This is a genomic window from Halopseudomonas sp. 4NH20-0008, assembly GCF_057548395.1.
The window spans coordinates 76,618-92,263 of sequence record NZ_BAAJMD010000011.1 but is presented as its reverse complement, the minus strand read 5'-3'; the positions used below and the strand labels follow the sequence as shown (position 1 = coordinate 92,263).

Annotated in this window: 14 protein-coding genes and 1 tRNA gene; 9 read left to right on the top strand and 6 right to left on the bottom strand. The window is 55.7% G+C overall.

Features of this window, described 5'->3' with window-relative positions; genetic code table 11:
* Window positions 1–6 precede the first annotated feature (6 nt).
* From AC27HQ_RS12225 to tli1a, 4 genes are all read left to right on the top strand, one after another.
* Window positions 7–2,172 (top strand): lipase family protein, encoded by a 2,166-nt coding sequence (locus AC27HQ_RS12225; RefSeq protein WP_487156449.1) that lies wholly within the window; start codon window positions 7–9, stop codon window positions 2,170–2,172.
* Window positions 2,132–3,052, top strand: a complete 921-nt coding sequence (locus tag AC27HQ_RS12220; protein WP_487156448.1) for a hypothetical protein — start codon at window positions 2,132–2,134, stop codon at window positions 3,050–3,052. Before AC27HQ_RS12225 ends, AC27HQ_RS12220 begins: the two co-directional genes overlap by 41 nt.
* Window positions 3,053–3,058: 6 nt before the next feature.
* Window positions 3,059–3,919, top strand: coding sequence for a hypothetical protein (locus tag AC27HQ_RS12215; protein WP_487156447.1), 861 nt, complete (start codon window positions 3,059–3,061; stop codon window positions 3,917–3,919).
* Between the two features lie 119 nt (window positions 3,920–4,038).
* Window positions 4,039–4,689, top strand: coding sequence for a Tli1a family immunity protein (tli1a, locus tag AC27HQ_RS12210; protein ID WP_487156446.1), 651 nt, complete (start codon window positions 4,039–4,041; stop codon window positions 4,687–4,689).
* 67 nt (window positions 4,690–4,756) lie between these two features.
* On the opposite strand, the gene uvrB is transcribed toward tli1a, so the two are convergent.
* Entirely contained in the window at window positions 4,757–6,772 is a 2,016-nt protein-coding gene (uvrB, locus tag AC27HQ_RS12205) for an excinuclease ABC subunit UvrB (RefSeq protein WP_487156445.1), read from the bottom strand.
* 172 nt (window positions 6,773–6,944) lie between these two features.
* On the opposite strand from uvrB, the gene AC27HQ_RS12200 reads away from it, so the two are divergent.
* Both AC27HQ_RS12200 and AC27HQ_RS12195 read left to right on the top strand, forming a co-directional pair.
* Entirely contained in the window at window positions 6,945–8,153 is a 1,209-nt protein-coding gene (locus AC27HQ_RS12200) for an amino acid aminotransferase (protein WP_487156507.1), read from the top strand.
* 78 nt (window positions 8,154–8,231) lie between these two features.
* Window positions 8,232–8,307 (top strand) — tRNA-Asn (locus AC27HQ_RS12195).
* A gap of 65 nt (window positions 8,308–8,372) precedes the next feature.
* Here AC27HQ_RS12195 and AC27HQ_RS12190 read toward each other — a convergent pair.
* Both AC27HQ_RS12190 and AC27HQ_RS12185 read right to left on the bottom strand, forming a co-directional pair.
* Complete coding sequence (locus tag AC27HQ_RS12190) at window positions 8,373–9,512, bottom strand: acyl-CoA dehydrogenase family protein (protein ID WP_487156444.1); 1,140 nt, start codon at window positions 9,510–9,512, stop codon at window positions 8,373–8,375.
* A 105-nt stretch (window positions 9,513–9,617) separates the two neighbouring features.
* The gene (locus tag AC27HQ_RS12185; RefSeq protein ID WP_487156443.1) at window positions 9,618–9,959 is read right to left on the bottom strand and encodes a 3-phosphoglycerate kinase; all 342 of its coding nucleotides are present in this window, start codon (window positions 9,957–9,959) and stop codon (window positions 9,618–9,620) included.
* Window positions 9,960–10,013: 54 nt separating this feature from the next.
* Here AC27HQ_RS12185 and AC27HQ_RS12180 point away from each other — a divergent pair, with 54 nt between their 5' ends.
* The 3 genes from AC27HQ_RS12180 to AC27HQ_RS12170 are packed head-to-tail and all read left to right on the top strand — an operon-like array spanning window position 10,014 to window position 12,368.
* Window positions 10,014–10,901 carry a LysR family transcriptional regulator gene (locus tag AC27HQ_RS12180; RefSeq protein ID WP_487156442.1) on the top strand — a complete coding sequence of 296 codons (888 nt, stop codon included), beginning with the start codon at window positions 10,014–10,016 and terminating at the stop codon, window positions 10,899–10,901.
* 54 nt (window positions 10,902–10,955) lie between these two features.
* Window positions 10,956–11,762 (top strand): alpha/beta fold hydrolase, encoded by an 807-nt coding sequence (locus tag AC27HQ_RS12175; protein WP_487156441.1) that lies wholly within the window; start codon window positions 10,956–10,958, stop codon window positions 11,760–11,762.
* Window positions 11,763–11,789: 27 nt separating this feature from the next.
* Entirely contained in the window at window positions 11,790–12,368 is a 579-nt protein-coding gene (locus AC27HQ_RS12170) for a peptidylprolyl isomerase (protein WP_487156440.1), read from the top strand.
* 82 nt (window positions 12,369–12,450) lie between these two features.
* Here AC27HQ_RS12170 and AC27HQ_RS12165 read toward each other — a convergent pair whose 3' ends face one another.
* From AC27HQ_RS12165 to AC27HQ_RS12155, 3 genes are all read right to left on the bottom strand, one after another.
* The gene (locus AC27HQ_RS12165) at window positions 12,451–13,575 is read right to left on the bottom strand and encodes a GNAT family N-acetyltransferase (RefSeq protein ID WP_487156439.1); all 1,125 of its coding nucleotides are present in this window, start codon (window positions 13,573–13,575) and stop codon (window positions 12,451–12,453) included.
* A 110-nt stretch (window positions 13,576–13,685) separates the two neighbouring features.
* Window positions 13,686–14,372 (bottom strand): DUF2057 family protein, encoded by a 687-nt coding sequence (locus AC27HQ_RS12160; protein WP_487156438.1) that lies wholly within the window; start codon window positions 14,370–14,372, stop codon window positions 13,686–13,688.
* Window positions 14,373–14,523: 151 nt separating this feature from the next.
* On the bottom strand, window positions 14,524–15,564 hold the full coding sequence (locus AC27HQ_RS12155) for a porin (RefSeq protein ID WP_487156437.1): 1,041 nt from the start codon (window positions 15,562–15,564) through the stop codon (window positions 14,524–14,526).
* Window positions 15,565–15,646: the final 82 nt, after the last annotated feature.

Sequence of the window (15,646 nt, the reverse complement as noted above, 5' to 3'; positions counted from 1 at the left end):
TCACGGATGAATGACTCTCCCAGCGCTCAAGAATCCAATAGTTTAGATTGCCCTATAAAAAACCAATGGGTAAGTTTCCGTCTGCTTGACGAACACGGGGAGCCCGTCTGTTTCAGTGGCCTCGCTTTCAAGCTTTGCGATACTGAAGGCCAGATTTATACAGGAGAGCTTGACCAAGATGGCTATGCTCTTATCAATAATATTTATTGTGGCCCAATGCTCTTATCCATGACTGCAGAGTACCCTGGTGGTGACAGGTGGTACGAGACATTACGCGATAGAAAGGAATACCCTCTCCCGCTAACCAATTTACAAATCGCAGCCGAGCAAACCCCAATAGGCCCCCGCCGCACTGGAGAGAGCCTGACCTATCTGGCAGAGGAACGCGCAGCACAGGAAGGCGCACGTTTTTATCGTGTGGAGGTCAGCGATCTGGTCGAGGCCACCAAGCACCTGCCCGACCCCGACCAAGCTTGGGGTCCACGCCCGAGCGCAGGTCTAAAGCAGGCTGCCGGAGCTGCCGCAGACCAACCCGGCATCGCTCTGGAGCCCAATCAGCACCACGTATTTGAGGTCAAAGCGCTCAGGGCCTACAGCCCGATCTTCTCAACGGCACCCGAGTTTTCAGCACTAAACGCCTATCAATTGGCCGTGATGGCCATTCTGTCCTATGCGCCCTTCAGCATAGAACGAGAAGACAAAGCCCCCTCACACCCACCTCCATACCTGCAAGCAGGCAGCATTGGTAATGTGCTACGAGAACAGTTGGCCTGCCAAATCAAGCCAACACTCTTTGAAAAAGCCAATTTCCATCTATTATCTGAAGAAGTGCCTTATTCAAAACGCTTTGAGGTTGTGCCTTACGACCCTGAGCGATATCAAATTCAGAGTGAAAAACTTACTCCAGAAGATGAGCACTTTCTGCATGATGATAAAACCGACACACAGGTTCTTATTACCCATAATGACAAGATAATACTAATTTCAATCCGCGGCTCTGCCAGTCCACACGATTGGCTCCGCGACTTTGATGCGCGCCAAGTTCCAATCGAGAATGGCATTGGTAACGCACATCGTGGATTTTATGAAGCTTTCTGTATTGCGCAAAAATTTACTAAAACCTATCTGGAACGCTTTCACAGAGAAGACCACAATATCATAGTGTGCGGCCACAGTTTAGGTGGTGCCATAGCTTTGCTACTTGCAGACTATGTCCGCAAGACATGGTCGCCAAAAACCCAGCTTTATACCTACGGCGCCCCACGCGCAGGCGACGCTGCTTTTGTGGAAAGCGCAAAAGATCTGGTTCACCACCGCCTTGTCAATAATAACGACCTCGTCCCCTCTGTCCCCGCGAGATGGATGGATTCGGAGTGGAAAGTAGTTGTGCCTGGGCTGGTTATGCTGCTGGCTTCTCTTGCTCCACCAGCCAAAGCGACAAGCCTTTTGCTGGCCGGTCTAGTCAATCTTAAGGGTGATGCTTATCAACACCATGGCGAGCAGTATTATTTTATGCCTCGCAGGCCCGGTGGCGGCAGTGAGGCTTCCGTCCTATGGCAGCCGGGTTGTGCGGCACTGGAAGAAGGTGACTGCGCACGCTTTAGCGCTGAGCTCTCGATTGTTAACGATGAGGTTGAACGCCGGAATTTTATTATCCAGATTGCCTCGTTTTCACATCACTACAAAGACACGGGCTATGCCCGTGCGGCCTTGACCAATCTATTACGCTGGAATGCCAGTCTCAGCCGCGGTGGTCAACTTTTCACAGAAGAGGAGGTCGAGCTTCTTAGACCACAACTGACCAAATTAGAGAGGGAGCTGGCAAACTGGACCCCGGGTTCCTTCACGGAGTTCAGGAACCGGATTCGCCTGTACCATGACTCCCGTTTCTACAATAAGACCGATACCGAACTGCTTACGTTTTACCGCGATGACATAAACTCATTAACAGACCCCCTGATAGTGCAACAGCGCAAACTGACAGCTGCTCAGCAGCGGCTAACAGCTCAAGCCAGTATCCCGATCACAGCTGCTGCTGTTTTTGGCGATCAGGCCAACAGAGAAGACCTGCAACAACTGGTAAGCGAATGGCGTCAGGAAGAGCTGAACCTGGAGGCAGAGCGAGTGGCCAATGTGGAATCAGCCTCAACCCGTAACGGCCAATATGCTTGATCTCTTACCTCAACGCGTAATGCTTTATACAAGTAAAACCGGCACCTTTATAAAGTTAATGCTGCTGGGCGCCATGTTGTTAGACCTTACCGCCTGCAGCTTTGTCGGGCATATGGCCAAGGAAGGTATGTTGTCACTGACCGAACGCAGTGGCCGTGAGCATTTCACCTTGGCGGGTAGTCTACCGGCCAATTTTGAGCTGTCAGCCATCTCATACTATCAAGTGCTGGACGAGGACAAGTGTCAGGTACGTGACTTCACCTCAAGTGGCACCTCAACTCGGGTTATGGCGACTCAGCAAGACACCGAGCTAAAGGATCACCCCCACACCTTCAGCCTGGAAATCCCTCTTACGCATCATATTGGTTTATGTGATTCCGAGTTGTCTCGGGTGAAGCTGCAGATTAAAGGACATTATGACGAACGTAATGATCGACAAAGTCGCCATGGGGGCGGACTCAGCATCCTCGACACCAGGCCAGAAAATGCTCCTGCCTTTGATTCCGAGGGTAATCTTTACCTACGCGGCATGTGCAGTTGGATGTTTCAGATAAGTAGCCTTTACGTTGGGATAGACAAACTACTCCACTGCTCACAGCCAGACGAAAACTGGTCGCAGGATTACGACCTCTCCAAGCGCAGGGGCCTTGGCGTGGCCCTTGGCCGCGATGAACTGGCGGGTAAAACCGTTATCTTGGAGATTCGTGAAGATCCGCAGGAACGCCCATCTCACCGAAATACCTGGATTCAGTTCCCTGAGGGCTGGAAACCCTGCGAGCCCAAGCCAGGCGGCTGGATGAGGTGCCAAGATCCACCCCTATTCAAGACCTTTGAGATGAACGGCCAGGAATGCACCGTCTACCCAAACTGCACGGAGTAATCACGGATGACACCTCCCAGCTACCACTTTCAGCTTTTCCGCACGTTGTTGCTATGCTCCCTGGCGCTAGGCCTCACTGCCTGCAGTTTTGTCGGGTATATGGCCAAGGAGGGTCTGGTGTCACTGACCGAGCGCAGCGGGCGTGAGCATTTCACGCTGGCGGGTAGTCTGCCAGCCAACTTTGAGTTAATGGCCTCGGCCCAGTATCAGGTGCTGGATGCAGAGAAGTGCCAGGTACGTGACTTTACCTCAAGTGGCACATCTACTCGCACTATGGTCGTCCAGCAGAGTACCGAGCTACAGGATCACCCACACGACTTCAGCCTGAACATCCCTCTGACCCACCATGTTGGCTTATGTCATTCTGAACTGTATCGGGTGGCGCTTTATGTTACGGGGCACTATGGCGAAGAGAGCTGGAAACAAGACAGGCATGGCGGCGGCATTGCAGTGGTTGATACACGACCGGCCGATGCCCCCAGCTTCGCCAGCGACGGGACCATGTTACTCCGGGGTATGTGCGGCTGGATGTTTCAGATCAGCCCCGTCTACCTCGAGCTTGGCAAATTGCTTCACTGCTCACAGCCAGACGAAAACTGGTCGCAGGATTACGATCTATCCAAACGCAGGGGCCTTGGCGTGGCGCTTGGCCGCGATGAGCTGGCGGGTAAAACCGTTATCTTGGAAATTCGTGAAGATCCGCAGGAACGGCCATCTCACCGAAATACCTGGATTCAGTTCCCTGAGGGCTGGAAACCCTGCGAGCCCAAGCCAGGCGGCTGGATGAGGTGCCAAGATCCACCCCTATTCAAGACTTTTGAAATGAATGGGCAGGAATGCACCGTCTACCCCAACTGTACGGAGTAATGACGGATTAAGACGCTCCAAGCAGCCTAAACTTGAGCTTGTTGATCAAGGGAATAACTCGTACTGGACTGGCTGACACAGCAATCTGCCGCATCTGCCAGCCCTGGTGAGTCGCCAGCATGACCGCGCAACTCGGTATCCACACTCGGAACGTCAGCCCGGCTATTTCTGGCTTTACCCCTGCACCCATACGGAAGCAAACCACTATGTCCCTGCTCACGCGTTTTCACTGCAACCGCCTGGCCGCCACGGCGCTGATGATCAGCAGTGTGCTGACACTGAATGCCTGCTCTGCCCAATCACATTCGACAGAAGTACGAAGGCTTGGGACGCCGATTGAGGGATATAGCCATACTTCGGCGGGCATCAACCGCTTCTCGGTAAATGGTAATGGTGGACCCAACGTCGGACCTAACCAAGGCGGGGGCAAGCAAAACTGCTGCGTCAGCTTGCCGGTTACTTGGCAGCCCGGGCTCAAGGTGATAGTTGAATGGGAGAAAGATCCAGATCCATTTTCATCCAGTCGAATTCAAGAAAAACCATTCACAGAAGCTTGGCGCGCTCAAATGCAGGAGCAGCGGACTCACTATACAAATCACCGAGCTGAGGTCGAAGTGGCGCCTTATGAGGCGCTGGGCGTGGTCAGCGTGCACTTTCTGCCCTGCAATGAAGTCAAAGTCACTGCTGGCATCTACGGGTTCGGCCACCCACAATACCCATATTCCGACCCGTTCAACATGGAAGAGCCCAGCCAATGCCCGAACAAGTAGTTAGCCCGGCATCGCACGAGCTCTCCAGTACTGTATAAGACCAGCGACACGCGCACTGATACCGAACTCACACCTTGATCAGCATCGCCCGCAAGGTCTGAATCTCGTCGCGCACACTGGCGGCGGCTTCAAATTCCAGGTCGCGTGAGTGGTGGTACATCTTTTCCTCAAGCTGGCGGATACGTTTGCTGATTTCCGAGGGTGAGCGCAACTGGTTGGCGTTGTACTCGGCTGCGTCTTCAGCGGCCTTGAGTTTTTTGCGCTTGTTCGAACGGCTGCCCGGCACCACAGCACCTTCAAGAATATCGGCGACGCTCTTGGTTACGCCCTTGGGTGTGATGCCATTGGCCAGGTTAAAGGCTATCTGCTTGTCCCTGCGGCGTTCGGTTTCACCTATGGCGCGCTCCATGGAACCGGTCATGCGGTCGGCATAGAGGATGGCCTTGCCGTTCAGGTTGCGGGCGGCGCGGCCGATGGTCTGGATCAGTGAGCGCTCCGAACGCAGAAAGCCTTCCTTGTCGGCATCCAGTATGGCCACCAGGGAAACCTCTGGCATATCAAGGCCTTCTCGCAATAAGTTGATGCCAACCAGCACATCAAAAGCACCAATGCGCAGGTCACGAATGATCTCTACGCGCTCCACGGTATCGATATCCGAGTGCAGATATCGCACGCGTATGCCGTGGTCGGACAGGTAGTCGGTCAGATCCTCGGCCATACGTTTGGTCAGGGTGGTGACCAACACCCGTTCGCCTACGGCGGTACGCAGGCCTATTTCCGAGAGTAGATCGTCAACCTGGGTGGTGGCGGGCCGGACTTCGATCAAGGGATCAACCAGCCCGGTAGGTCGGACTACCTGCTCGACTACCCGGCCAGCGTGTTCAGCCTCATAGGGGCCGGGTGTGGCAGAAACAAAAATCGCCTGGGGCGAGATGGCCTCCCATTCGTCAAAACGCATGGGGCGGTTGTCCAGCGCCGAGGGCAGACGGAAGCCGTATTCGACCAGGGTTTCCTTGCGCGAGCGGTCACCCTTGTACATGGCGCCAACCTGGGGCACCGACACGTGGGATTCGTCGATGATCAGCAGGGCGTTGGCCGGCAGGTAATCAAAGAGGGTCGGGGGTGCTTCGCCATGGGCACGGCCGGACAGATAGCGCGAGTAGTTTTCGATGCCGTTGCAATAACCAAGCTCGAGAATCATCTCCATATCAAAGCGCGTGCGCTGCTCAAGGCGCTGGGCTTCGACCAGTTTGTTCTGGCTTTTCAGTACTTCCAGACGTTCGCCGAGCTCGACCTTGATATGTTCCACGGCCTCCAGCAGTTTCTCTCGTGGCGTCACATAATGTGATTTGGGATAAACAGTTACGCGTGGAACCTTGCGTAATACTTCACCTGTTAGCGGATCGAAATAACTGATGGTCTCGACCGTATCATCGAAGAGTTCGATACGTATGGCTTCGAGGTCGGATTCCGCCGGGAAGATATCAATCACATCGCCACGCACCCGGTAGTTGGCCCGCGCCAGCTCCATGTCATTGCGGGTGTATTGCAGCTCAGCCAGACGTCGCAGTAGCGTACGCTGATCCAGCAAATCGCCGCGATCCACATGCAGGACCATTCGTAAATAGGAGGCGGGATCGCCCAGACCGTAGATCGCCGATACGGTCGCGACAATGATCGCGTCCGGACGCTCGAGCAGCGCCTTGGTCGCCGACAGACGCATCTGCTCGATATGGTCGTTGATCGAAGCATCCTTCTCGATAAAGGTATCCGAGGAGGGAACATAGGCCTCAGGCTGGTAATAGTCGTAGTAGGAAACGAAATACTCCACCGAGTTGTTCGGAAAGAACTCGCGAAACTCACCATACAACTGGGCGGCCAGGGTCTTGTTCGGAGCCATGATGATGGCCGGACGCTGCACCTGCTGAATCACGTTGGCGATGGTAAAGGTCTTGCCCGAGCCGGTGACACCCAGCAGCGTCTGATGTGACAACCCCGCCTGCAAGCCTTCTACCAGCTGCGCAATCGCCACAGGCTGATCGCCAGCGGGCTGGAAACGGGTCTGCAGGGTGAACTGAGTCATGACTGTGGCTTTCCGGCTGAAAAATCGGCCTCCATCATAGCACCGCTACCCTGCTCTATCAGCGCTCGTGATGTGCAAAAGGTTTCACGCTGCTGCACTCGCACCCGTGCAGCGGACTGTTTATAATGATCGCCGTTTGCCTCCACCCACCAGCTTTGAGTTCGCCCATATCATGACTCTGTTCTCCCCTGTTGAAATGGCTCCACGCGATCCAATCCTTGGCCTGAACGAAGCCTTCAACGCCGACACCCGTAGCGACAAGGTCAATCTGGGTGTTGGGGTGTATTACGATGAAAATGGCAAGGTTCCGCTGATGCGTGCCGTACAGGCCGCCGAGGAAGCTCGGGTTGCCGAGCATGCGGCCCGCACCTATCTGCCGATGGAAGGCCTGGCAGATTACGACCGTGCCGTGCAGACACTGCTGTTTGGTGCAGACGCCGAGCTGCTGAGCTCGGGCAAACTCATTACCGCACAGGCCTTGGGCGGTACCGGCGCCCTCAAGTTGGGTGCTGATTTTCTGCACCGTCTGCTGGACAAGCGTCTGGTCGCCATCAGCAATCCGAGCTGGGAAAACCATCGCGCGCTGTTCGAGGCTGCCGGGTTCGAGGTAGTGGATTACCCCTACTACGACAGCAATAGCCGTGGCGTCAACGTCGAGGCCATGCTCGAGGGTATCGATGCGCTGCCCGAGGGCAGCGTGGTGCTGCTGCATGCCTGTTGTCACAACCCCACCGGCGCGGACCTCAGCCTGGCTGACTGGGCGCGGGTGATTGACGTCATTCAACGCCGCAAGCATGTGCCCTTTCTGGATATTGCCTACCAGGGCTTTGGCGACAATCTGCAGGATGATGCGATTGCGGTGCGTCTGTTTGCTGAATCAGGACTGCCGCTGTTTATTGCCAGCTCCTTCTCCAAGTCCTTTTCGCTGTATGGCGAGCGCGTGGGCGCGCTGACGCTGGTCACCGAAGACCAGCAGGAAACTGCCAAGGTGCTGTCCCAGCTCAAGCGCGTGATCCGCACCAATTACTCCAATCCGCCGACCCACGGTGCCAAGGTGGTTGCCAAGGTGCTCAACAGCCCCGAGCTGTATGCCCAATGGGAAGCTGAGCTGGCGGAAATGCGCGTACGCATTCGCAGCATGCGCCAGGCGCTGGTTGAAAAACTCAGTGCCGCCGGGGTCAAGACCGACATGGACTTTATCCAGCGCCAACGGGGCATGTTCTCCTATTCCGGTCTGAGCGCAGCTCAGGTGGCACGCCTGGCAGATGAGTTTGGTATTTATGCGGTCAGCAGCGGCCGTATCTGTGTTGCCGCACTGAACCAGGGCAACATTGATGCGGTAGCCAATGCCATGGCCTGCGTGCTGCTGGATCAGGCATAACATCCTGCGCGCTTCATCATAAAGCGGCCTCAAGACGTTGACTTGGCTGATTTTTTTGATAAAGTGCGCTGCGTTAATTCCGCGATAGCTCAGTTGGTAGAGCAAATGACTGTTAATCATTGGGTCCCAGGTTCGAGTCCTGGTCGCGGAGCCAGAATGCAAAAGGCCAGTCAGCAATGACTGGCCTTTTTTGTGGGCGGCGGGGCCTGCCAGTATGGACTAGCTCGTCAGACTGCGGCTGATGATGTCCTTCATGATCTCCGAGGTGCCGGCAAATATCCGCTGAATGCGTGCATTGGCATACATGCGGCAGATCGGGTACTCCCACATATACCCTGCACCGCCATGCAACTGCACGCCCTCGTCGACCATGCGCCCGAGCAGCTCGGTGGTAAACAGCTTGGCCTCGGCGGCCACCTCGGCGGTCAACTGGCCAGTGTTATGGTCCATGACGCAGCGGTCGACAAAGACCTGCGCGACGTCTATCTGGGTACGCAACTCGGCCAGCTTGAAGCGGGTATTCTGAAAGTCCGACACAGCCCGTCCAAAGGCCTGGCGCTGTTTGACATACTCCAGCGTGACCTGAAAGGCGGCCTCGGCGCCTGCAACGGCGCCACAGGCGTTGGTCAGGCGTTCCTGTGCCAGCATCTGCATCAGATAGACAAATCCCGCCTGGCTGTCACCCAGCAGGTTAGCCTTGGGCACCTTGACGTCATTGAAGAACAGCTCGGCGGTGTCCTGACTGTGCATACCCAGTTTGTGCAGCTTGCGTCCACGCTCGAAGCCCGGCATACCACGTTCGACCAGGAACAGGCCCATGGCATGCTTGTTAGCTGGATCGGTCTTGGCCGCCACGATCACCAGATCGCTCAATAATCCATTGGAGATATAGGTCTTCGAGCCATTCAGCAGATAGTGGTCGCCCTTGTCGACTGCCTGGGTCTTGAGCCCGGCCAGATCGGATCCGGCACCCGGCTCGGTCATGGCCACGGCCAGAATGCATTCGCCGCGGATGATGCCCGGCAGGAAGCGCTGTTTCTGCTCCTCGTTGCCGTATTCGGCAATATAGGGTCCGCAGAGTGCTGAATGCAGTGGCAACATGAAGCCAGGCTCATTGATGTACGCCAGCTCCTCGCTCATGATCTGTTCGTATCGGAAATCCTTCAGCCCAAGCCCGCCATAGGCCTCCTCCGCCCAGGGCAGCAAAAAGCCCTGGGCGCCTGCCTCGCGCCAGACCTCACGGCTGACCATGCCATCGGCTTCCCAGGCATCCTGATGGGGTACGACCTGCTGTTGAAGAAAACGCCGGAATGACTCACGGAACAGATTATGTTCCGTCTCGAAGTGGATGCGCTGCATAAGGCTGGATCCTGGTTATTGTTTTTATGCCTGAGCAAGGCTGTCCCGCATGCTAGGCGGCGCTTGCCGGTCTATACCCATGGCAAGCTAAGCCAGATAAATAGTTCAATCCGCGACCTGGCAGGTCAGCGTCACGCGTACGCGCAATACCTCGCGATTGAAGGCCTGGGTCAGGACCGTCTCTTCGCCACTGGCCAAGCGAACCCGCGTCGGTACAGGGCGCTCGGGACCATTAACAAAGCTGGCTTCACAGCTGACCGCACGGGAATCGGTATTTTTTACCGTAACCGTGGCAATATTGGCCAAATGACCGGTACGGGTTTCAAGCTCGAGGCCCTCGGCCAATAACTCAAGCTCGACGGGGAAAGCTTTGGTCGTCAAAGGAAAGCCCTGGGCAAAGAGTGCACTACTGAACAGCATCAACACGGACAGCAGGACGTACTTCATGATCGCAACTCCTGATCGGATGTCAGACAACAGAGTAAGCCAGGGGCGCCGCGCATGAAAGCCCCACGGGTAACCCTCGAACAATGGCGTACCTTGCAGGCCGTGGTTGACCACGGTGGCTTCGCACAGGCCGCCGAGGCATTGCATCGCTCCCAGTCCTCAATCAGCTATACCGTGGCACGCATGCAGGAGCAGTTGGGCGTGCCCCTGCTTGAGATCGAAGGCCGCAAGGCAGTGCTGACCGATGCCGGCGCGACATTGCTACGCCGCTCGCGCCACCTGCTGGTACAAGCCAGCCAGCTGGAAACCCTGGCCCATAATATGGACCAGGGCTGGGAGCCGGAGGTTCGTCTGGTGGTGGATGCCGCCTACCCTACCGAACGCCTGGCCCGCGCCCTGAAAGCCTTCATGCCCTTGAGTCAGGGCTGTCGCGTGCAGTTACGTGAGGAAGTATTGTCCGGGGTGGAAGATTGTTTGCTGAATAACTCCGCCGATCTGGCCATTTCCGGCATCAGCATTGCCGGCTACCTGCCACATCAGATCAACCAGGTGGACTTCATTGCCGTTGCCCATCCGGAGCATCCGCTGCACAGGATGAATCGACAGATCAATCATGACGATCTGCAGGGGCAACTGCAGGTGGTAATTCGTGATTCAGGCGATCATCCGATCGACTCAGGCTGGCTGGGTGCCGAACAACGCTGGACGGTGACCAGTATCAGCACCGCCGTCAGCCTGGTAGCCGGCGGATTGGGTTTCGCCTGGCTGCCGCGCCATGAAATTGAGATACAAATGCAGCAGGGACTGCTGGCTGCCCTGCCCCTTGAACAGGGCACAGTGCGCAGTCACTATCTGTACCTCTATGCCAACAAGGACAAACCGCTTGGCCCGGCAACGCGGATTCTTGCAGACCTGCTGATTGAACACTCGATGAATGACTGACAGTGTTCATATTTGCCGTCTAGAATGACTGCTTACCCATTTTCAGGACCGAACATGCCTTTTCTGACACTCAACGGCTGCCAACTGCACTACACCGATCAGGGCGAAGGCGATGCCGTGTTGTTGATCCATGGCCTCGGCTCCAGCACCAAGGACTGGGAGTACCAGTTGCCAGCCCTGCTGCCGCACTACCGGGTACTCTGTCTGGACATGCGTGGTCACGGCCAGAGCGACAAGCCACGCGGAGCCTACTCAATTCGTCAGTTTGCCGATGACTGTATGGCCTTTATAACTCACATGGGCCTGATCAAACCGCACATTGTCGGTATTTCCATGGGTGGCATGATCGCTTTCCAGCTGGCCACCGATCACCCTGATGTAGCCGCCAGCCTGACCATCGTCAACAGTGCACCAGCTGTCATTCCACGGCGGGCTGCAGAGTATCTGATGGTTGGTAAGCGTCTGTTCTTTGCCCACGTGCTGCCGCTATCGACCATTGCGAAGGGGTTAGCCAAGCTGCTGTTCCCCAAGGACGAACAGCAGGCGATTCGCGAGACCTTTGAGCAACGCTGGAATGAGAATGACCGCCGCGCTTATCTGGCCTCACTCCGCGCCATCATTGGCTGGGGTGTCAGCCAGCACCTGCATCGGATAAACTGCCCCGTACTGGTCATAGCCGGTGATCAGGACTACACACCGGTAGAGAGCAAACAGGAGTACGTGGCGCACCTGGGCGATGCCCGCCTTGAGGTCATTACTGACTCCCGACACGGTACACCGATCGATCAGGCCGAGACCTTCAATCAGCTGCTGGTTGAGTTTCTGCAACAACACCCCCCTGCAACAGCCACCATTCAATAGCATCCAATCTAAAACAAGGAAAACCCCATGCTGAAGACCCTTATTGGCCTCTGTGCCCTGACCCTGGCTGCCAACCTGGCCATGGCTGACAACCCCAAAGTCCTGCTGAAAACCAGTGTGGGCGATATGGTGCTGGAACTGGATGCGGAAAGAGCACCGATCAGCACCCAGAACTTTCTGCGCTATACCGATGCCGGGCACTATGATGGTCTGATCTTTCACCGCGTCATCCCCGGCTTCATGATTCAGGGCGGTGGCTTTACCCCGGACATGCGTCAACGTGAGGTTGGTGCGCCGATCAAGAACGAAGCCGACAACGGCCTGACCAACGACACCTACACGCTGGCCATGGCCCGCACCAATGTCGTCGACAGTGCCACCAGCCAGTTCTTCATCAACCACGGCAATAATGACTTCCTAAACCATGGCAGCCGCGATTTTGGCTATGCGGTGTTCGGCAAGGTGGTTGAAGGTCAACACGTGGTGGAAACCATTGCCAAAGTCCCTACGGCCAATCAGGGCATGCATCAGAACGTACCAACCACGCCGGTGACCATTATCAGCGCCGAGCGCCTTGAATCCGCAGCTGAAACGCCCGCGCAATAATCCCGTCAGCCTCGGCGGTTAGTATTCTTGCTGGAATACGAATTGCCGGGGCTCTGTTTGCTGCCCCACTTGACCCGTCCTGCTACTCGACTTGTCGGTACGGCAGGTATGCAGTCGCTTCGCTATGAAATCGCTGTACAGACTCCCGCTCACGTACCAGGAAATCCTCTACCGCAGCATGCAGCGGTGGTTGTAGCTTGTGCCAGGACCGCGTCAGCACTGGGTGGAAACCCCTTATCAATTTATGCTCACCCTGGGCTCCGGCGTCGAACCTGTGCAAGCCCTCGGCAATACAGCGGTCCATGCCTTGATAAAAGCAGGTCTCAAAATGCAGTCGATCAAACTCCTCGAGACAGCCCCAGTAACGACCATACAGGGTGCCGCTATCCGCAAAGAACAGCGCTGCCGCTACGTTTTGCTGTCCCTGACGGGCAAACAACAGGCGAACTGACTCACGCATGTCCTGACCAATCTGCTGAAAGAAGGCTGGCGTAAGATAGGGTTGCTGGCCGCGCTTGAGATAGGTTGCTGCGTAGAAAGGATAAAACACCTGCCAGACCTGGTCAGTCAGTTGATCACCAACCAGCCAGTTGAACTCGATTCCCAGCGCCGCTACCGACTGACGCTCCTTGCGGAAATTCTTGCGCTTGCGCGAGGTACAGGCCGCAAGAAAATCCTCAAACTGCTCGTAGCCTTCATTGAACCAATGAAATTGACAGCCCAGGCGAGTTTCCCAGCCAGCATGGGCCATCAGCGGATCAAGGTCGTCAGGACCGAACAACAGATGCAGGCTGGACACCTCGGCCATCTCAAGCCGCTGTTCGAGCCAATCCAGGATAAGCGTTCGGCTGGCCTCAGTGCGCCATAGCAGCCGCGGCCCCTGCACCGGGGTAAAGGGCACGGCACTCAGGTATTTGGGGTAATAGTCCCGGCCACTGCGGGCCCAGGCTTCGGCCCACTGAAAATCGAACACGTACTCGCCATAGGAATGCATTTTCCGATACAGCGGCAGCGCCGCCAGCAACCGGCCCTGCTCGTCTTCAACCAGCAGATGCGCCGGGATCCAGCCCTGTTGATCGGTTACCGAACCACTCGACTCCAGGGCGTGCAGGTAGGCATGCCTGAGGAAGGGGTAGTCACTCTCAAGCAGGCTATCCCATTGCTCGGCACTGACCTGGTTAATGGCACTGAGTTGGCGTAATTTCATGCTCTGAGCATGCCACAAGCGCGCTCATGGCGGAAAAGAAAAACCCTGCCGAAGCAGGGTAAAAGGGAGCATCACACACACTTGGTAAAACATCAGTCGTCACGCTTGACTCAGTTCGTCGCCCACTCCAGAAACGCACTGCGACTTTCCGGGCTAAGCAGTTGCCAGAGCTGTTGCAGGGTGGTCAAGGTGGCGTCGTTATGCGGCAGGGTTTGTTCCGCAACGGTTGTCGCCTGGGGCATGGGAGCTGGTGCAGCAGTCACACCGAGCGGCTTGACCTCATCAGCATAGGTCGGCGCGCTGCCGCCGCCCATGAGCTGACCCACCAGTGACACATAGGCTGGCCCCCTCTCGGTAGGCGTGCGTTGACCAGTACGGGTATTGAGCGCCCAGCCAGCAAAATCGTCTTTCATGGCCTGTGCAGCGGCCAGATCTTCAGGGGCGTCAAAGCCCAATTGCCAGACTTCACCCGCTTTACCGTCAATCAGGAAAGTCGCACTGCGGGTTCTGACGACCTCATGACTGAGCCCGCCGCCAATGTCATAGACATTTTCATAGTAGGCATTAATACGGTACTGACCAGGTTGTAAATGCAGGGTGCGATCACTGTTGCCGGTCATGCTATTGGCTGCAGGTACAGGTTGGCCGTTGATATTCAAGACTTCGAGTGTATACGGCATATTAACGACAACCAACTGCTCTACTGACTGCTCTGCCCCGCCGTACAACTTGACCGGCTCAAGTTGTGCACAGGCACTCAGTAAACAACCAACTGCAAGAACGAACAGACTACGCATGGTGACTCCTCGATATAAGGTAAACAGGCCTGAATGCGGAACACTTCCACGTCGGCGTTGAGCTTGATAATAAGACGGAAAGGTTTCAGAAAAATGACAAAAGGGTTATGCCCTGCGGCATAACCCTTTTGTTAGATCTGATCTGAAATGATCAGAAGTCGTAACGCAGACCAACCGACAGACCGCTAGCCTCTTCACCTGCAGTACCACCTGGGTTGGCAGTACGAGCCTGGCTCCAGGGGGTCAAAGCAACGTTATCGTCGTTATCAACCACAGCGTAGTTGGCATAAACGCGCACAGCCTTGTCCAGCTTGTGCTCTACACCGATAACCCACAGATCACTGTCGGAGTTGTCAGCATCGGCTTCACGGGTCAGCCACATACCTTTGATAGCGGTGTTTGAGGCTACTTTCAGCTCGGCACCCAGACCAAAAGTATCAGCGGTCAGCGAATCACGAACGGCTTGGGTTACCGCATCGTTGGTGTAATCAACGGTCTGGTAGAAAGCCACAGCCTTGATGCCGTCAGTGATCTTGTAAGCGCCGGCAAAACGAATACCGTCACGCTCACCACGACCAGTGTCTTCTTCAGCCTGTTCGTAGGCCAGAGAGGCTTCCAGAGCAGAACCGGCGTAGTTCAAGGACATGCTCAGGGTGTCAGAATCAACATCTTCACCCGCTACGGTATCTTCATGAACGGAGTAGCCGAGTTTACCGTTAAAGCCACCCATGGACGGGGTAGTGTATTCAACGGTGTTGTCATAGCGCTCATCAAAGCGCGCATTGCCAACACGGGTCAGGTTACGCATATCACCGACCTGATCACCAAAGAGGTTGGCCGGACCGCGGGCAGCTTTGAATGGGCTGTCAAAACGACCCATGCGAACCTGACCGAAGTTACCACCCAGACCAACGAATGTATCGCGGGTGTTGAAGGAGCTGTCGTTGTCAGTACCGAAATCAATCTGCTGCTCGATCTGGAAGAATGCAGTCAGGCTGGGGTTGATTTCATGATTGCCTTTAAAGCCCAGACGCGAAGAGTTGCTGGACAGGTTGGTCTCGGAGTAATCAGCACCATCATCCAGGAAATCAACAGATACGTGTGCACGACCGTAGATGCTCACTTCGGCCATAGCCAGTGCCGGCATGACAGCGGCGGCGCTAACAACAATGGCAATCAGTTTTTTCTTCATCGCAAAACTCCTTCGGATTTAGTAAACGTCATCTTGGGGTGACGTGACGTCGTTGTTTCGACAGGAGCGAGTATGGAAAGCG